The sequence below is a fragment of the Streptomyces sp. NPDC006516 genome (genome assembly GCF_040611875.1).
Taxonomy (GTDB): domain Bacteria; phylum Actinomycetota; class Actinomycetes; order Streptomycetales; family Streptomycetaceae; genus Streptomyces.
This window is the reverse complement of the sequence record NZ_JBEXPD010000017.1, coordinates 64,587-82,231: the sequence shown is the minus strand read 5'-3', so window position 1 is coordinate 82,231 and position 17,645 is coordinate 64,587. Positions and strand designations below refer to the sequence as shown.

13 protein-coding genes are annotated in these 17,645 nt (G+C 67.9%); 3 read left to right on the top strand and 10 right to left on the bottom strand.

The window, feature by feature from the left end; translation table 11 throughout:
- Positions 1–17: 17 nt before the first annotated feature.
- Positions 18–407, bottom strand: coding sequence for an SsgA family sporulation/cell division regulator (locus ABZY45_RS31615; RefSeq protein ID WP_356745572.1), 390 nt, complete (start codon positions 405–407; stop codon positions 18–20).
- Positions 408–503: 96 nt separating this feature from the next.
- Positions 504–629 (bottom strand): hypothetical protein, encoded by a 126-nt coding sequence (locus ABZY45_RS31610; RefSeq protein WP_356745570.1) that lies wholly within the window; start codon positions 627–629, stop codon positions 504–506.
- A 254-nt stretch (positions 630–883) separates the two neighbouring features.
- Here ABZY45_RS31610 and ABZY45_RS31605 point away from each other — a divergent pair, with 254 nt between their 5' ends.
- Positions 884–1,879 (top strand): helix-turn-helix domain-containing protein, encoded by a 996-nt coding sequence (locus ABZY45_RS31605; RefSeq protein WP_356745568.1) that lies wholly within the window; start codon positions 884–886, stop codon positions 1,877–1,879.
- A gap of 188 nt (positions 1,880–2,067) precedes the next feature.
- On the opposite strand, the gene ABZY45_RS31600 is transcribed toward ABZY45_RS31605, so the two are convergent.
- The 3 genes from ABZY45_RS31600 to ABZY45_RS31590 all read right to left on the bottom strand — a co-directional run bounded on the left by ABZY45_RS31600 (position 2,068) and on the right by ABZY45_RS31590 (position 6,886).
- Complete coding sequence (locus ABZY45_RS31600; protein WP_356745566.1) at positions 2,068–2,421, bottom strand: UBP-type zinc finger domain-containing protein; 354 nt, start codon at positions 2,419–2,421, stop codon at positions 2,068–2,070.
- Between the two features lie 669 nt (positions 2,422–3,090).
- A complete protein-coding gene (locus tag ABZY45_RS31595) occupies positions 3,091–5,436 on the bottom strand; it encodes a helix-turn-helix domain-containing protein (RefSeq protein ID WP_356745564.1) in 2,346 nt (781 codons plus the stop codon).
- A 577-nt stretch (positions 5,437–6,013) separates the two neighbouring features.
- Positions 6,014–6,886, bottom strand: a complete 873-nt coding sequence (locus ABZY45_RS31590) for an alpha/beta hydrolase (RefSeq protein WP_356745562.1) — start codon at positions 6,884–6,886, stop codon at positions 6,014–6,016.
- 786 nt (positions 6,887–7,672) lie between these two features.
- Here ABZY45_RS31590 and ABZY45_RS31585 point away from each other — a divergent pair.
- A complete protein-coding gene (locus tag ABZY45_RS31585; RefSeq protein ID WP_356745560.1) occupies positions 7,673–8,644 on the top strand; it encodes an alpha/beta hydrolase in 972 nt (323 codons plus the stop codon).
- Positions 8,645–9,050: 406 nt separating this feature from the next.
- On the opposite strand, the gene ABZY45_RS31580 is transcribed toward ABZY45_RS31585, so the two are convergent.
- Both ABZY45_RS31580 and ABZY45_RS31575 read right to left on the bottom strand, forming a co-directional pair.
- Positions 9,051–10,700 (bottom strand): MFS transporter, encoded by a 1,650-nt coding sequence (locus tag ABZY45_RS31580; RefSeq protein WP_356745558.1) that lies wholly within the window; start codon positions 10,698–10,700, stop codon positions 9,051–9,053.
- Positions 10,701–11,886: 1,186 nt separating this feature from the next.
- Positions 11,887–12,057 (bottom strand): helix-turn-helix domain-containing protein, encoded by a 171-nt coding sequence (locus tag ABZY45_RS31575; protein ID WP_356745556.1) that lies wholly within the window; start codon positions 12,055–12,057, stop codon positions 11,887–11,889.
- A 684-nt stretch (positions 12,058–12,741) separates the two neighbouring features.
- Between ABZY45_RS31575 and ABZY45_RS31570 the strand changes: the two genes are divergently transcribed.
- A complete protein-coding gene (locus tag ABZY45_RS31570) occupies positions 12,742–13,815 on the top strand; it encodes a site-specific integrase (RefSeq protein WP_356745554.1) in 1,074 nt (357 codons plus the stop codon).
- A gap of 249 nt (positions 13,816–14,064) precedes the next feature.
- On the opposite strand, the gene ABZY45_RS31565 is transcribed toward ABZY45_RS31570, so the two are convergent.
- The 3 genes from ABZY45_RS31565 to ABZY45_RS31555 are packed head-to-tail and all read right to left on the bottom strand — an operon-like array spanning position 14,065 to position 16,881.
- Positions 14,065–14,328 (bottom strand): acyl carrier protein, encoded by a 264-nt coding sequence (locus tag ABZY45_RS31565; protein ID WP_356745552.1) that lies wholly within the window; start codon positions 14,326–14,328, stop codon positions 14,065–14,067.
- A 40-nt stretch (positions 14,329–14,368) separates the two neighbouring features.
- Positions 14,369–15,592, bottom strand: coding sequence for a ketosynthase chain-length factor (locus ABZY45_RS31560; protein WP_356745550.1), 1,224 nt, complete (start codon positions 15,590–15,592; stop codon positions 14,369–14,371).
- On the bottom strand, positions 15,589–16,881 hold the full coding sequence (locus ABZY45_RS31555) for a beta-ketoacyl-[acyl-carrier-protein] synthase family protein (protein WP_356745548.1): 1,293 nt from the start codon (positions 16,879–16,881) through the stop codon (positions 15,589–15,591). The genes ABZY45_RS31560 and ABZY45_RS31555 overlap by 4 nt, the downstream gene beginning before the upstream one ends.
- Between the last annotated feature and the right edge of the window lie 764 nt (positions 16,882–17,645).

The window sequence follows — 17,645 nt, the reverse complement described above, 5'->3', positions numbered from 1 at the left end:
GGTCCTGCCGGGGCAGGTCAGTCGCTGCGGCCTGTGAGCTGCGCGAGTCCACTGTCGATGTCGACGTACGCGCCTTCCGTCCCTGGAGGCACCAACTCGCCGGTGGTCCGCAGGAAACGCGTGACCTCGGACGCCGGGAGCTCGACCAGAGCGGCACCGGCGCGGGTCCGCAGGACTATGCGCATGGTGTCCGGAAGGCAGCGGTGCCGGGGAAAGACGAGCACGTCTCCGACGCCGGCCGGCCGGCGCAGCCCCTCGGCCAGCAACTCACGCGCGAACACCCAGACCACCGGCCCGGCCATGGGCGCTCCCAAAGAGAGGTGGACGGCGTAAGGATCTGTCGGGTCGTAGCGCAGTTGGCTGGGCAGGGGAACCCTCCGGTCTTCCGAGGCACTGACGAAGGCCATGACATCGCACGTGACCGATGTAAGCGGTTGACTCATTGGGTCTCCCGAGAAGCAACTGATTGGTTATGTGCACTTCAGCCTAGAAACATGTGCACATCACTCCTTGTCGCTCAGCGCATCCACCATTGCTTCTAGAAGTACGGGCTTCGGCCACTTCGTCGGGGGAGCGAAGGTCGGCACCACGGTGACCCGACCGCCGTCGAGCGCCTTCATCTCCGCCACCGGCCGACGGGAAGACGACTACATTCCGGATTTCCCGCGCGCGCGTGCACCTTTCTGCCTATTAACTGCCTGGAGTCGGACATCTTGGCCAGCTTTGCTGGTCAGGGCGGAGAACCGGAGCACAAGCTGCTGTCCGGCTCCCTCAGCGGGGATCCTGTTCCCCGCTCCTGACACGTGGTGGTCATCCGCCCGGTCCGTGCGCAAGGCGGCTCGGCGGGCGGCCTTCCCCATGGCAGCGGTTCGAAAGGAGCCGGATGAGCCCGGTGCTGTTGACTTCCCAGATTCCCGAGGAACAGAGGCTCACTTCATGGCACAACGCGGTGGGCCGAGGGCTCGTGCCCGTGACGGTCGTGCCGCACAGTGCGGGGCCGTTCACCGGGCGGCTTTTCACCGATCATGTGGGTGCCTTGCGGGTCTCCACCGTCGAAGCTGACGCCCATCGCATCAGACGGACCAAGACCCATATCGCGCGGTCGCCGGAACCGCTGGTTGCCGTCGGCGCCCAGGTGACGGGCCGGACGGTACTTGTCCAGGCAGGACGCGAGGTCACGGCCGACCCAGGTGACCTCTTCGTCTACGACACTTCACGGCCGTATTTCCTCGAACGCCCGGAACGCTTCCGCGCCCACGTGATCCTCATCCCACGCCGCGCGCTGGACCTGTCGGACGAGTCGCTCGACAGTGCCATCGGCACCGCATTCGGCACCGAACAAGGGTGCGCCGCAGTCCTGCAGCCTGTCCTGACGACCGTGGTCTCCGCCGCTCACCAGTACTCGGCCACGGCTACAGGCGGGCTGGTCAACGGTCTTGTCGATCTCTTCTCCACCATGGTCACGGAACGACACGAGGGGCTGATCGAGGGCGATGGGACCACGCGCGATCATCTCGTGCGGCGCGTCCGGGAACACATCGACCAGAATCTGGGCGACCCCGCGCTGTCGCCGGAGTCCGTGGCGCGGGCGCAGGGGATCTCTGTGCGGTATCTGCACCGGCTCTTCGAGGACGAAGGCGTCACCGTCGGCCGGTTGATCCAACGGTGCCGACTGGAGAGGTGCGCGCTTGAGCTGGCCCATCGCAGCAGGACGGTGCCCACCGTGGCGGCCATCGCCCAACGCTGGGGCTTCGTCAATCCAGCTCACTTCAGTCGGGTGTTCCGGGGTGCCTACGGCCTCTCGCCCCGCGAATGGCGCAGCATGGGTCCGGAAGGCGGCGTGACAGCGGCCGCGGCAGGGAGACACGCGGGCGATTGACCGGGGCTCCCCCGCGCTGCGCGAGCGCCCTCCCGGCCCTCACCTTCTCCGGCGACGGAGAAGGCCGGTGCATACGCCCGGCACAGGTACAGCCGGCCAGCGGCCTCCCGCTGCACCTGTGCCGGGCGTGCGGCCTGCACGCCCGGGCGGTCGGCTCGCGTCCGCCGCTCAGCGCCGTGTGGGTGAGGTCAACCCCTCAGGCGTGTGGCCCAGTCAGCCGGTACGCGTCCGGCGGGACCGGGCACGGGCTGGTCGGCGGAGTGACTGTGCGGCGGGGCCAGCTGCGGCCCCTTCTCGTACAAGATGGACGTTTCGTAGTCCCAGAACCAGCTCTCCCCAGGTTCGAAGCTCTGGATGACCGGGTGGCCGCTCGTCCGGGCGTGCGCGGTCGCGTGCTGAGAAGGCGAGTCGTCACAGCAGCCGATGTGACCGCAGTTCGCGCAGCGCCGCAGGTGGAACCACCAGGATCCCGAGTCCTCGCACTCGACGCAGCCCGTGCCGCTGGGCGGGGCGTCCGTGTCGATCGCGTTCGGCTTGTTCATGGGGGCTCCGTAAGTTGTTGGCCGGCCCGGGAGAGCCGGGTCCGGCTGGTGGGGTCTGGCCTTCAGCGGCTGACAAGGAGTGGCCGCCCGGCTCTTGCGGTGCGTGGCTGCTGATTGAAATGTGCGCGCTTCGCGCGGTCGCTGATTGCCGAGATGGCAGCGAGGTGTTCCTCGGGCAAACGGCATGCTGTCGGGACCGAGGAGAGCGAATGCGCAAGCGACTGGCGAGGATCGACAATGACGAGTCGGCGATCCCTGACCGCGCTCGGCGAGCCACTTGCCCGTCATCGCTCTTGCCTGTCGGCAGGCGGCAGTGTTGTGGGCGCTACTGCGTGACGGACGGATCTTCACCTCCGCCCCTACGGTCACTCAAGCGGCTTGACTTCATCATGAGATTCCCTGTCTCGTCGGGCGGGGTGCCTTGGCATGGGCGGCGGGGGGCGCTGCTCAGGGTCGGCAGCCCGACCTCGCACCGCCGAGGGAGGTCACGGCAGGGCGCAGCGTCCGCTGCCCAAAGTCGCCAGCGGCGACGGTCTCGCGGGCCCCTTCGCCTCGGCACGGCCAAATGTAGGCACGGCCTGGCACGAGAGTTGCCTCGGAGCGCATCCGCTCATGACGTTCAGTGCAGAGTGACCGCAGCCGTATCTCTCAGGCGTCCCGCACAGAGGTCTAGAGCGGAACGGACTGCTCGGCCGGGAGGTGCTCCCTTTCCGCGTCGACTGCACCGATGGAGCCGAGATGCGCGGTGGCCTCGCGGACGACCTGCGGGTCGGCGTAGGGCCCCAGCGAGACAACGCGTGCGAATAGCTCCCGCGCTTCTGCCGTACGCCCCACGTCGAGCAGAATTCTGCCCATCGACGTGAGGTGGCGACTTTCGAGTCCTGTATTGCCGTTCTTCCGGCTCAGGTCCACCGACTTCCGCAGGGAGGAAATCGCCTCGCCTTTCCTCCCCAGTTCCTCGAATGCCACCGCCATACCCCCGTGGATTCCTGCCAGATAAGCCAGAACCGAATTCTCCTCCAGGCGGTCACCTTCTACATCGATGAAGGCGAGGGCATCTTGAAAAGCACGCAAGGATTCCTCGGCCCGACCGGATACCGAAAGGGCCTGTCCCATGCTGTTGAGGGTGGTCAGACTGCCCTGTATGTCACCGTCTTCCGCGAAGAGGTGGCTTGCCAAGGACAACTGGTCGACCGCTATGGCGTATTCGCCGAGCATTCTGTGGGCCCCTGCCTGGTAGACATACGCCCATGCTTGTTGGCTGACGTCACCTGCTCGTTCCGCGAGGGCGAGGGCCTGAGCGGAATGGACCAGGCTGTCCCGGCAGCGGCCTTCGCACGTCAGGCGCGCCCATGCCGAGTAATTGAGCTGGGTTGCCTGCTGGACGGCATTGCCCAGGGCTTTCGCACTGGAGGCGGCGGTGGCGAATATCTCGGGCCAATGGCCCCAGAATATCCACTGGTCCGAGAACCAGTGCAGGGACTCGGCAACCTCCACCACGACAGCGTGATCACCCGCCTTGGCGGCCCCGCGAAACGCGGCCAGCCAGTTTGCCCCCTCCGCCTGCAGCCACTCGCGTGCTTTCTCCGCAGATGACAGATCGACATCCTCACGCGATGTGCTGGACGGAGCCCCGTAGCCGGGCTCGAACCATCGACCGGCCACCACCGTGGTCCGAAGCAGCCACTCACACAGAGCAGTCCGGGCGTACTCGATGTCACCCGGGGCCTCCTCGGCCTGCAGTCTCTTCCCGGCGTAGAGCCGCAGCAGGTCGTGCAGGCGGTACCGGTCGCCCGCGACGCCCAGCAAGCCCGTTTCCACCAACTCCTCCAGGATGTCCTCCGCGTCGAAGAGATGCTGCCCCGACAACCGGGCGGCCCCGGCCGACGAGACGTCCGGGCCCGGGGTCACGGCGAGCAGCCGGAACAGGCGGGCGGCTTCGGCGGTGAGCTGCCGGTAGGAGAGGTCGAACGCCGTGGACACACGTGTGTCCCCGGCGGCGAGAACCTGCAGGCGGCCGTCGACGGGAGCGAGCCGCTCCGCCAGCCGCCGCACCGGCCATGTCCTGTGCGCGGCGAGCCAACTACCGGCCAGGCGAAGCGCTAGCGGCAGGTAACCGCAGTACTGGGCGACCTTCTCGAGTTCGCCGGCCTCGGTGGACGCGCGTTCTTCGTCGAGGAAGGTACTCAGCAGCGCCGTGGCCTCGCCCGGTTCGAACCCATCGAGGGGCAGACGGTGCACGCCCTCAAGGTCGGTCAGCATGCGCCTGCTCGTGACCACCACGATGCCGGTGCCCGAGCTCGGCAGCAGCGGACGCACCTGCGCCTCGTCGCGCGCATTGTCGAGTACAAGTACGAAACGTCGTTCCGCCAGGGTCTGCCGGTACAGCTCGATGTGGCCCTGTGCTCCGACGCGCACCAGTTCCTTGTCCGGGACCCGGAGGGCTCGCAGCACACCGGTCATCAGCTCGGCCGCGTGAGGTGCTTCCGCGTTCAGTCCCTGCATGTCGACCACTACCTGATCATCAGGGAAATGGTCCGCCATCCGACGGGCCGCGTGGAGCGCCAGGGTCGTTTTGCCCGCACCAGGAAGCCCGGAGACCGCCGCGATCACCGGCTGGGCACCCAGGCCGTCCGTCACCTGACCGCTGGACATCTCCTCCGCAAGCTGCACAAGCCGCGCCAGCTCCCGCTCTCTGCCGACGAACTCGGGCATGCGTCGCGGAACGGCCTGCACGCCGATGGGTGTGTACCCGTCGACACGGCCCTCGCGGGCCGCGGCGAAGAGAGGTCGGCTGTCGGGGCCGGATAGCCCCAGTCCTCCGGCGAGCGCGGCAAGGGTACGCGGTCGTGGTACCACCCGTCTTCCCCGCTCGAGGTCACCGATGGCACGGACACTCACGCCTGACGCCTCGGCCAGGCCCTCGATGGTGAGCGAAGCCTCCAGCCGCAGCCTGCGGAGCGTGGAGCCGAATTCCGGTTCGCCCCCAGCCTTCACCGACTCCTCGGCCACCATGCTCCACCGCGCCTCGCCCTGGTCCGACCTGCCTGTGTCCCCTGAAAGTCGGACCTCGCCAGCCAGGCACGGAGAGATTCGTACTGCAAAACCCTGCGCCCGACCTGCGGGGGCACGGTATGCCGGAAGCATAGCGAGACGACACGCCCGGAACGCGCCTGGGCCGCATCAGTACGCTGAGCGACAAGATCCGATGCGCTTCCGGTCAACCACTCCGCCGCTCCCGCCCTGCAGCAGTGGCCCCCATCGGCATCAGCGGTGAGGGCAGTCGGTCGTACGCGGGACCGATGGGGGTGCTCCTCCCACGGAGGGTGGACGCCGACACCTCGGACACCACAGTGAGACACGAAGATCCCCGTGTGCGGCGAGCGCTGTATCGCCACAGCTGTATCGCCACACACGGGGGTCTTCATCTTCCGTCGAAGCTCGCTTCGGCCATCCACGTGATCAACGCGGGTGCCCATGCCTGCCCCGCGATCTGCGCCGGGACCGGCGACCGCCGGAAGGAGCCCTAAGCTCCCGAGGACGGAGTGCGCGTCACAACACGTTCAGGCGAACACGCGGCAGGGGGAGCTGGTCAGCCGGTGGCTCGTGCAGCTGCTATGACCGTGGCCGCGACCGTGCTCGGACGGGTGATCAAGGACAGGTGACCGGCCGGCACCTTGACGATGTGGGAGCCGGCTCGCTTGGCCATGGCGAGCTGTTCCGCAGGAGGAATGACGTGGTCCTGGGTGCCGACGACGACCCAGGAAGGCAGCGTCTTCCACGCCGGGTCGCCGGAAGGCTCCGAGCCCGCACTCACGGCGAACGGACGCTGGCCGGCCGCGAGGAGTTTCGCCTGAGCGCTGGGGACTCCATTGGCGAAGCACTTGTCGAACCCCTGGTAGGCACCGTTGGGCGCGGTCTTGAGATAGGCGTCGGCATCGCCGGGGGCGGCCCCGGGATAGGGGACCAGATTGAGGAACGCCGAAGGGTCGACGCCGACACAGGACCCGGGCTTGGCCGCGTTGATCTGGAACACGGTCTCGTTCTGAGCGGGTATGTAGGCGTCGTCGTAGACGAGCGCCTTGACGTTGGGCAGCGAGGTGGCGGCATTGGTGATGACCATGCCGCCGTAGGAGTGGCCGACCAGGACGACCGGGCTGGGGATGGTGGCCACGAAGTCAGCGATGGTCTCCGCGTCGGAGGCGACGCCGCGGAGCGGATTCGGCGGTGCGTAGACGGTGTAGCCGGCGTGCTGCAGACGGGACATGACCGGGTTCCAGCTGGAGGCGTCGGCCCAGGCACCATGGACCAGCACGATCGTCGGCTTGGCCACGGAACTGTGCTGGGTGGCATCGGCCGCCACGGAGGTGCGCGGTGCGGCCGTGGTGGGGGCGGCGAACGCGAGCGTTCCGGCTGTGACAGCCGTGAACGCCGCAGCGATGACGCGGCGAGAAAGACGAGGCATGGTGTGTCTCCTGCAGAAGGGTGGTGGATGCGAGTCGAGGCTCGCGGAGTCAGGACTTGTGGTCGGTTCGATGAGGTGACGCCACACGCTGAGGCCTGGGTGACCTTCGGGGCGGCAGTACGCATCGCGGTGCTTGGACGGCAGGTGGAGGATGCCCCGGCGTGGCATGCGCACATGTGGCGCGGACGCCTCGCTCATCGGCCGGCCGGTCCGTGCAAGGTCATGAAGCACTGCTGATGAGGCGTATTCGGCTGGGCAACCGGCGGTGGCCTCGGTCGCGAACCAAGAAGGGGCTAACTCGAAGAGGTGCCGCTCACTTGTGTGTCCCCGATGCCGGGCGTTCCGTCGACTCCTGAACGCTAGAACGCGACGAGGGGGACGAATAGCCTGATCGTGCACACCCTCTTGCTCTTCGAGGAACTACGCGCCGGCGCAGAGGCAGCCGACGGGACACATGGTTGGAATGCCGGCCAGGTGCGCCGTGAGTTCGTAGTCATGGCAGACAGCGCCCTCGCGGTCGCGGCCATGCGGGGCGTAGTCATCGCGAACCCTGCGCCTGGTTGACTGCCGGCTTCCGCGTAAGCGGCGGGGAGCAGCGAGCGGGCCCTTGAGAACCGCCGCCCCATCTGCGGACGCACTCTGCTTCGTGGGCGCGCTCCCTGCGCTCGGTGTGCGCGGGCGCTCCGTGCGCTTTGTGGACAGAACGTGTGCGCGTGCAGAACATGTCCCGCCTCAGGACGGTTTTAGCGTGCAGGGACAGCACAACGCACAGCAACAGGAGACATCATGTCCGACAACTTCGAGCCGGTTCCGCCGGTGCTGGAAGCCGCCGCCCAGGCGTTTGCCGGGGCTACCGCCAACCCGCCTTACCTCTTCGACCTCGGTCCCGTCGAGGGGCGCAAGGCCGTCGACGAGGTGCAGTCCGGGGACATTGCCAAGCCGGACGTCGACGAGGAGTGGATCACCGTCTCAGGCGGTCCCACCGGCAGCGTCCGTGCCCGGATCGTCAAGCCGGCCGGCGCCCAAGGCACCCTCCCGGTGATCCTCTACATACACGGCGCCGGCTGGGTGTTCGGCAACGCACACACCCACGACCGCCTCGTACGCGAGCTCGCCGTCGGCGCCCGCGCTGCGGTTGTCTTCCCCGAGTACGACCTCTCGCCCGAGGCACGCTACCCCGTCGCCATCGAGCAGAATTACACTGTCGCCCGGTGGATCGTCGAGCAGGGCGCCACCAAGAACCTGGACGCCGCACGGCTCGCCGTGGTCGGCGACTCGGTCGGCGGCAACATGGCGGCCGCCCTTACCCTGATGGCCAAGCAGCGCGGCGACCTCCCCCTGGTCCAGCAGGTGCTGTTCTACCCCGTCACCGATGCGAACTTCGACACAGCTTCGTACCACCAGTTCGCGACCGGCTACTTCCTGCGTCGCGACGGCATGCAGTGGTTCTGGGACCAGTACACGACCGACGAGTCCGAACGCGCCCAGATCACGGCCTCGCCGCTGCGCGCCACCACCGAGCAGCTCACCGGCCTGCCCGCGGCCCTGGTCATCACCGGTGAGGCCGATGTCCTGCGCGACGAGGGCGAGGCCTACGCCAACAAGCTCCGCGAAGCCGGTGTCCCGGTGACTGCGGTCCGCCTCCAGGGCGTCATCCACGACTTCGTGATGCTCAACGCCCTGCGCGAGACCCACGCTGCCCAGGCCGCCATCACCCTCGCCGTCGCCACCCTGCGCACGGCGCTCGGCACCGACTGACCCGAGCACCTCAGTATGCCCGAGCGACGATGCGTCGGCGTCGTTCCGGCGATCGCGTGCTATCGCGTGCTGAGGACGACGGTCGTCATGGCGATCACCGGCAGAAGGCGGCACCACCGATTCGTGCGGTGGTGCCGCCTTTTAGCGCGGGCGGGTCCGTCCGGCCCATAACGCGGCGAACCGGGGCGACGGGTCGCGCACGTGCAGGGTCCGCACCGGCGGGTCGCCTCCAGCCACGAGCCTTTCTCGACGACGGTATGACCGACGGTGCCGCCTTCAACATCCTCGAAGACGGCGCTCCGTCCTCGTCCGCGATGAGCTCGCTCGTGCCGCCCGATCTGCGGCGGCACGCACCTGTGCTCCGCACGTATGCGGAGCTCCTGGCGACGGGGCAGAGGCTGGCTGCCTACGCTTCTTCGGCAGTCACCCGTTCCCGGTCTGCGATGGCTGTGACCGCGGGGCCGGCCGACGCGTCGAAGGCATGCCTCACCTCTGGGCGTGTCCCCGGTACGAGAAGTCGGTGGACACGCTCCTCGATGTGGCGGTCGGTGGCGGTGAGACGGCCGTGATGCTGAGCCAGATGCTCCGACCAGGACGCGACCAGATAGTGCTCGGTGAACCGGTCAGGATGGCGACCGTCCTGGTACAGACCCCAGGTGAGTGCGCCCGTGCGGCGCCTCGAACGGGCGAGGTCCTGCATGCGGCGTGTGAAGGCGGCCTGATCACCGGAGGCGACCCGGTAGGTGAGGGAGACGAGCACGGGGCCGTCGGCCGGTCCTGGTGCAAACACCAGGGGCGGGGTGGGCCAGTGGTCGGAGAGCTGCGGATCGATGCCGGCAGTCGTGTGCAGCGGCCACCATCGCACGCTCACGGCCGCCACGAGCAACAGGCCCGCGCCGGTGAGCAGGGAGGCCGTCAGCCCCAGTCCGTCAGCAAGCGCGCCCCACAGCGGTGCCGTCAGCGCCTGCCCCCCTTGGAAGACCACCAGATAGAAGGCGAGCCCGCGAGCCCTGACCCACCCGGGCAACCGCTGCTGGATTGCCGCGTTGAGGGTGGACAGGACGCTGATCCAGGCGAGGCCCGCGGGCAGCAGCGAGCCCGCCGCGATCCACGGGGAGCGGGTTACGGCCAACACAGCGAGGGAGACCGAGAACACGACTGCTCCCCCAGCCAAGACGCCGTTGGCGCCCAGCATTCGACGGAGGCGGGGCAACACGAAGGCTCCGCTCACAGCGCCGATCCCGACCGCCCCGAGCAAGAGTCCGTAGCCTCCGGAACCCAACCCCAGGGAACGGCTTGCCACAAGCGGGAGAAGTGACCACAGTGCTGCCCCACCAGGAATGAACAAGACCGTACGCACGAGGACCCGACGTACGCCGGGTGCGTGCCAGACATAGCGACGTCCTGCGAGCACGGCTGCCAACAGACCCGGCTTTCCTGAAGGTGGCCGTGTCGTCCGGGGGCGTTTCCACAGCAGCAGGACGGTGGCGATACCGAGGTAGGAGAGCGCGTTGAACGCGAAGACCCAGCCCGCGCCGGCTGCAGCGACCAAGACGCCGCCGAGGGCCGGCCCGACCGCGCGAGCAAGATTCATGTTCACGGCACCCAGTGCGGCGGCTTGCCCCAACTGGTCCCGTTCGACCAATTCCGGCTGGATGGCCTGCCAGGCCGGTCCCATGAGGGCCGTTCCACATCCCAGGAGGAAGGTGAGGCCAAGCAACAGCGGTGGGGTGAGCGCGTCCCGGAAGGCCAGCACCGCCAGTGCGGTGGAGACCGTGAGCATGGTGAACTGGGCCGCCAGGATCACCGACCGGCGATCGTAGCGATCGGCCAGCACACCAGAAGGCAGGGCGAACAGAACGATCGGGAGGCTCGCCGCTGTCTGCACGAGCGTCACCAGCGCCGCGCTGTGGCCGACGAGCAGCCATTGCGCGCCGACCGTCTGCATCCAGCTGCCGGTGTTGGAGACCAGTTGCGCGATCCACAGAGCGCGAAAGACCCGGACGGCCAGCGGAGCCCAGGCTGAGACTTCGGCGCGCTTCACGACCGTGGCCATATCCGGGCGGTGTCGGTCGCGAGGAGCCGCTGTGTGGCCGGTGCCGTGGCGGTTATCAGGGCCGGCGCCAGGACAAGAGAAGGGAGGAGGCCGGTGTACTGCAGGATTACACCGCCTGCGAGGTCGAGACCGGTGACCTCCCTCGGCACCAGCGGTGGCCGGGGGCCAGGAGGGTCTTCCCCGGGCGAGACCGGGGTGCGGATGGATTCACTCAGCAGCCGGTGCATGGAGGTCCTTTCGTCTGTACGCGCGCCGCGGGCCGACGGGTTCCGCAGTACCCCGCGAGCGAGCGGCCTCCGCGTGCGGGCGCATCACCACACCGTCGGCAAGGTCTGCTGAAGCAGGAGCGCCAATCCGGGCACGGGTAGACCCGACGCAGGCTGTCCCGGTGCGCGCGAGATGTACGGAGGTGGTGGGCGACAGCGGTGTCTGCTTGCGAGGTGCGGTGCCAGGGAAGCGCTGCAACGCCAACCTAGGGCGGCCTGCCGACTCAGCTTTCCGCTCAGCGAACCAGGCCGATACCGACAGCGCACTGTTCGGCATCGCTCACGACCGGATCGCGCCCGAGCCGACATGAAGGCTGTCCTGTCGGCGCCCTGCCCGCCTCCGGCCCCAGGCGGAGCCGCTCCGTGTCCGTCGGCGTGAGGTCACGGAAGTACGGCCGTACGGTGGGGTGGGCCTGCGAAAGGCTTCTCGTCCTCGCCTGCTGGCCTTCGAGCCTCCGGCCGACTTGGGTTCGCCCTCGCCTGCCTGGCCGCCGATTCCACAGAGGCCGCACAATGCGGCGGGTGGCGGTTCATCAACCCGCAAACCGTCCGGCCGTACCGGATCGCCCTTCGGGTACGTCGCCCCCGCACCCTGGTCCTTCCCCGACTCCGCCCAACTGGCCGCACTACGGTCCGGTACGCAAACGCGGCGCACTGGCAGGACACCTTCCGTTCGCACCGGCCCCGCTCTGAACCTCGGTTTCCCAGGGACTTTTCAGGGACTTTCAGCGCTGTCCGAGGGACTTTCGAGAGGCTTTTTGTCGCCTAAAACAGCAAGCCACTGAAAGCCCGGAAAGGGCCTCCGACGCAGGTCAGAGGCCCCTACTCAGGCAAAGCCGCTGGTGGCGGCAGACGAGTCGGGCTGTACGCCGGGTTCTGTCGCCCGACCAAGGACAAGAGCACCAGCCAATCTTGGCCGATCAGGTCGCGCGATTCACTGCTTGAGCTTCCAGCCATGCCTCTACCTCCGACCAGCGGTAGCGCAAATAGCGGCCGACCTTGTGGGCTCGCGGACCCTGGTCTCGGTGATTCCATATGTAGACCGTGTTCAGAGGTACGCCCAGGAAGTCGGCCAGCTCCTCCGCGCTCATCAAGGGACAACGGTCCCCCGCGCCAGCGGCTTCTTCCGCGCGGGCAGTGGTTCGACGCATGGGCACTCCAGAACGGTTCGAAGCGAGCAGGAAAGAACCACGTGAGCGGTATTCCGCCGTGGTGGTGCACGGAACGTTTGCATTAAATTCCGGCCGGACCAAACAGAGGGCCTTACGACGAAACGCCTACGACTCTTGCGAACCCTCGAAGGACACCGGCGAATCTTCGCTGAGGGTTCGGCGAGCCCTCGTCGAATCCTCAGCGAGCATTCGCCTAGGTAAAATCTTCTCTGCACTCTGCACCCTTTGTCGCGAAGACCCCAAGAATGAATTTGACATCTTCAGCTCGCCTGGATCAACATCCAATTCACTCAGGGCGCGATGAACGGGCAGACAACCTCGCTCGCCGTCGACGATGGTCCTGTTGATTAAAAAGAGTCCAAAAATAGACTCAAAGGGCCGTTGAAAACTAGGAGTTGAGTCGATGCCGTACGACCGCTGGCACAAGTCGCGCCCGAAAGGCGGGGAGTCGACCTGCAAGGAACACGGCAAAGTCCCGACGCGGGATCACGGGACGGGAAGCGGTGGCAGGCCCGATGGCGCAACCGGGAAGATGTCCAGCAGACGGAGCTGTTCCGTACCGAGGTCGAAGCCCGCAGGCACGAGACCAAGATGCGGTCCGGAGTGGACGACGGCTCGTACATCAACCCTCGCGCCGGTGAGGTCAGGGTCGGTGAACTCGCCCTCACGTGGCTCAAGGGGCACGAACACAAGAATTTACGGACTTACCGACGTCACAAGGAGCGGATTCTCCTGCACGTCGTTCCTACCGCAGTTGGGAAGATGCGCGTAAAGGACGTGAACGCCTCATCTTTGCTGGACTGGCTGCACGACCGTCGCAGGCTGCTCGAAAGTTCCACGCTGCGCCTGGTCTTCGACAATCTTCGGGCCGTCTTTGACCTGGCCGTGGACGACAGCCTGATACACAAAAATCCGTGCCTCGCCAAATCGGTGCAGGACGCCAAGCCGAAGCGAGGAGGTGGCGGCCGGGCAGAGCTGACCCTGACATGGGAGGACACTGAGAAGATCCGTGCCGAACTTCCCGACCGCTATAAAGCACTCGTCGACTGTGGTCGCGGCCTGGGTCTTCGGCAAGGAGAGATATTCGGCCTGTCGCCAGAGGATATCGACTGGGCACATCCGGACGGCGCCATGGTGCACGTGCAACGGCAAGTAGTCCACGACGGCTCGTTCCTCGTATACGCCCTCCCCAAGGGCGGAGGCGACGAGGACCCGAAGGACCGGTGGGTCGAGCTGACCGATGACGTGGCCATCCCCCTGCGCGAGCACATGCAGAAGTACCCGCCGGTCGAGGTGACCCGTCCGTGGGGCAGCAGCGGTGGCGACCCGGTCACGGTGCGGCTGATCTTCTACACCCGGGAGAAGACCGCCATTCAGTCGAATTGGTTCAACTCCTACCGCTGGAAGCCCGCCCTGGCGTCGGCCGGCCTCATCAAGCCCCTTGAGCCCGATGCGAAGGGACGACGCTGGGAGAAGTCCCGCGACGTAATGATGCACGCGCTCCGACACCTGTACGCGTCGATGATGATCAACGGCGGGGTAGACGTGTACACGCTTGCGGACCGCCTCGGACACGCCGATCCCGCGTTTACCCTGCGTAAATACGTGCACCGGGTCGTGGGAGCCGGTTCCAAGGTCCGCATCGCGGTCCGGAGCGCCTACACCAGGGCCGCGTGACTCCTGCACCGTTCGGCTTGTGCAACAACCGTGCAAGATGATCTTCGGGAGAGGGCGTTTGCACAGGTCAGGAGCTTTGTCCATGAGTTCCGGGACATCTGACAGCCCGCAGAAGAAGCACCGTCACACCCCTCCCGACCCGCACACATGCGAGGTGAGGTGGGGCGTGACGGACTCTCGTCGAAGCCGGTAGGGAACTGGCCGAGGGGAGGGGCACCGGCCGGTGGTGGCCACCTGGGCTCCCCCGGGTCAGACCGCCGCGGCCAGGACGCGGTTCACCAGGGTGGTCAGTTCGGCCGGGGTCGTCACTCCGGCGAACTCCTCCTCGTCGATCGCCACACCGTACTCGCGCTCCAGCCTGCTCAGCGTCTCCAGCATGGCCAGTGAGTCGTACCCGAGCGAGGCGAACTCGATGTCCTCGGGATGCCGGTCGGTCTCGACCTCGTCGCCGTCACCGGCGCACTCGCGCATGATCTCCATGAGCCTGTCGGTGGTCAGTCGGTCCTTGATCACGGTGTCTCCTGTCGGGGTGAGGGTGCGGGGGCGGGTCGGATCAGCCCGGGCCCGTCACGACCAGGGCCGAGTTGAACCCCCCTTGCCCCCGGGCAAGGATCAGCGCGGTGGCGAGCGGGACCCGGCGCGGACTGGTCACGAGGTCGAGGGTGTGGTCCGGCAAGGGCCGGGAGACGTGGACGGTCGGCGGGATGACCCCTGCCCGCAGGCTCATGAGTGCCGTCGCCACGTCGACGGCCGGGCCGCCGGCACTCAGCCGGCCGGTCATCGTCTTGGGCGCGGTGACCGGGACGCCTCCGGAGCCGAAGAGGCACCGCAGTGCGTCGGCCTCGGCGGCGTCCTCCTCAGGGGTGCCCGCCGCGTCCGCGAAGACCACGTCGACCTCCCCCGGGGTGAGGTCCGCGTCGTCGAGGGCGGCCCGCGCGGCGCGTGCGAGGTTCGTGGGGCGGCCCGAGCCGGGGGGCGGGTCGAAGGTGGCCGCGTAGCCCGCGATCCGGCCGTACCGGTTGCGCGCGCCGCGGGTCCGCGCGGCCTCCTCGCTCTCCAGGACGAGCAGGGCGCCGCCCTCTCCGGGCACGTACCCGGCGGCGTCGGTGTCGAAGGGCCGGTAGGCACGGGCGGGGTCGGACTCCCTGCTCATCCGGGAGCCGCTCAGCCGGGCGACCCAGCCCCAGGGGCAGGGGGAGCCGTCGACAGCTCCGGCGAGCACCATCGGCTGTCCGCCGCGCAGTTGACGGCGAGCCTGTCCGAGGGCGTCGAGTCCGCCGGCCTGTTCGGTGACCATCGCTCCGGCGGGGCCGCGCAGCCCGTGCCGGATGGAGATCTGGCCGGTGTTGACGGCGTAGAACCAGGCGAAGGACTGGTAGGCGCTGACGTACTCGGGCCCCCGGTCCCACAGGTTCTGCAGCTCCCGGTGGCCGAACTCGAAGCCGCCCGCGGACGCCGCGGTGACGACACCCACCCCGTACTCCGGCATCTGTCCGGGTTCGACCCCTGCGTCGGCGAGCGCCCAGTCGGAGGCGACGAGGGCCATCCGCGTCATGTGGTCGGTCTGGGGCAGGAGCCGGCTGGGCAGGTGCTCCTCGGCGACGAAGTCCGCGATCTCGCCCGCGAGGCGGCTGGGGTAGGGACCGGCGTCGAAGCGGGTGACGGGGCCGATGGCCGAGGCGCCGCGCAGGGTGTTCTCCCAGTGGGCGTCGTGGCCGAGGCCGGTGGGGGCGAGCACCCCCATCCCGGTGACGACCGTGTCCGTGCCCGTGCTCATGCCGCCGCCCGGCCCGCTGCGTCGGGTCCCGCCAGCACCATGGCGCTCTGGAAGCCGCCGAATCCGCTGCCGACCGTGAGGACGTTCTCGACCGGCAGAGAACGTGCCTCCAGGGGGACGTAGTCCAGGTCGCAGTCGGGGTCGGGCTCGTGCAGATTGGCGGTGGGCGGGACCGTGCCGTGACGAATGGCGAGGGCGCAGGCGGCGATCTCCAGGGAGCCGATGGCGCCGAGCGAGTGGCCGATCATCGACTTGATGCTGCTGACGGGGGTCTGGTAGGCGTGCTCCCCCAGGCTCGTCTTGAAGGCCGCGGTCTCGTGACGGTCGTTCTGCCGGGTTCCCGAGCCGTGGGCGTTGACATAGTCGATCGCGGACGGGCCGATACGGGCGGCGGCGAGCGCGACCCGGATCGCCTCCGCCATCTCCTTGCCGTCCGGACGCAGCCCGGTCATGTGGAAGGCGTTGCTGCGGGAGGCGAAGCCGGTGATCTCGGCGTACACCTCGGCGCCCCTGCGGCGGGCGTGCTCCCGCTCCTCCAGGACGAAGACGGCGGCGCCCTCGCCGAGGACGAAGCCCCGGCGGGTGCGGTCGAAGGGCCGGGAGGCCTCGGACGGCCGGTCGTTGTCGGGACTTGTGGCCTTGATCGCGTCGAAGCAGGCCACGGTGATCGGGGAGATGGGCGCTTCGGTGGCGCCCCCGACCATGACGTCGGCGGCGCCCTCGGCGATCAGGTCGGCGGCCCGGCCCACCGCGTCGAGGCCGGAGGTGCAGCCGGTGGACACCAGGGAGACGGGCCCCTCCGCCGCGATGCGGTCGTGGGCCACCTCGGCGGCGATGGAACTGGGCACGAAGTAGTCGAAGAGGTGGGGCACGGCGTAGGTGTGGTCGACGAGCCAGCGGCTGCCGCTGTCGCTGACGACGGCGTACTCGTTCTCCAGGCTCGTGGTGCAGCCGACGGCACTACCGATCACCACGCCGATCCGGGCTCCGTCGAGGACCTCACGGTCGATTCCGCTGTCCTCGATCCCCTCCCGTGCGGCGACGACCGCGAATTGCGCGGCCCGGTCCATCCGGCGTATCTGCCGAGGGGTGAGCCCTTCCGCCGCGGCGTCGAAATCACATTCCGCTGCGATACGGGAACGAAAGGGGGCAGCATCGAAAGTGGTGATGGCGCGGGTGGCGGTCCTGCCCGCCGTCAGGAGGTCCCAGAACGGCTTCACGCCGATGGCACCGGGAGCCACGATTCCGATTCCCGTGATAACCACACGGCGATTCGTCGCTGTATTCATCCGTGCCCCTCTCCAGCGGTTCCCTTTTTCCTGCCCATTGCACAGCAGGGAACTGTGTCGCCCACATCAGAACTGTCCACGGAGCGATAGTGCGCCGAATAACTCGCATTCAACTCAATGGCGATTGGAGGGGCGCGGAGAGGCTTGACAGGGGCGCCGGGAGCGTGTCGGACGGATGGGACGAGGACGCCGCCGTGACGGCGCTCCGGCGCTCGACTCACGCTCGAGGAATGCTGGAGCCGGGTGGACGGGCGGGGCGCGGACCGGCCGATCCGCCATGATCACCGGCACCTCCGGGGGCCGCGGGTGGCGCCGGGAGACAGCGACCACACGCGACGCAAACGCCATCCGTGGCGAAAAGGGATGCCCTCACGCATCCGCGCGCGGCCTATGCCGGAGGCAGCAACCCACCAGTTGAACCCGCCGAATAAGAGCCAGGCGGCCAGTGCGGCCGGGATCGAATCTCCGCCAGTTCTCGACGGGGTCAGCTTTACGGGAACTTTCCCTGGACCACGAGTCAAGGTACGGCAAAGTGGACATTCTTTCGGCCCTCGAGGATTCTACGGCCGGCTCGGAGGCCGTCGGCCGGACATTGACCAGTCGATTTCAAGGATCTAACGTGAAGTCGAGGTGATCGGCCGACGGCGAGGCGCGCGCAGGGTGCGGGGACGAACCAGACAGCGCGACCCGGCGGAAACGGGAGGAGACATCTTGGAGTTCCGACTTTTGGGTCCCGTCGAAATCCGCTGGGGAGGCCGGAACAT

Excerpts from the sequence above, each read along its gene's own strand:
- ABZY45_RS31560 (WP_356745550.1), bottom strand. The coding sequence starts at position 15,592 with ATGAGCACGGGCACGGACACGGTCGTCACCGGGATGGGGGTGCTCGCC.
- ABZY45_RS31580 (WP_356745558.1), bottom strand. The coding sequence starts at position 10,700 with ATGGCCACGGTCGTGAAGCGCGCCGAAGTCTCAGCCTGGGCTCCGCTG.
- ABZY45_RS31575 (WP_356745556.1), bottom strand. The coding sequence starts at position 12,057 with ATGAGCGCGGAGGAGCTGGCCGACTTCCTGGGCGTACCTCTGAACACG.
- ABZY45_RS31605 (WP_356745568.1), top strand. The coding sequence starts at position 884 with ATGAGCCCGGTGCTGTTGACTTCCCAGATTCCCGAGGAACAGAGGCTC.
- ABZY45_RS31555 (WP_356745548.1), bottom strand. The coding sequence starts at position 16,881 with ATGAATACAGCGACGAATCGCCGTGTGGTTATCACGGGAATCGGAATC.
- ABZY45_RS31595 (WP_356745564.1), bottom strand. The coding sequence starts at position 5,436 with ATGGTGGCCGAGGAGTCGGTGAAGGCTGGGGGCGAACCGGAATTCGGC.
- ABZY45_RS31585 (WP_356745560.1), top strand. The coding sequence starts at position 7,673 with ATGTCCGACAACTTCGAGCCGGTTCCGCCGGTGCTGGAAGCCGCCGCC.
- ABZY45_RS31615 (WP_356745572.1), bottom strand. The coding sequence starts at position 407 with ATGGCCTTCGTCAGTGCCTCGGAAGACCGGAGGGTTCCCCTGCCCAGC.
- ABZY45_RS31590 (WP_356745562.1), bottom strand. The coding sequence starts at position 6,886 with ATGCCTCGTCTTTCTCGCCGCGTCATCGCTGCGGCGTTCACGGCTGTC.
- ABZY45_RS31600 (WP_356745566.1), bottom strand. The coding sequence starts at position 2,421 with ATGAACAAGCCGAACGCGATCGACACGGACGCCCCGCCCAGCGGCACG.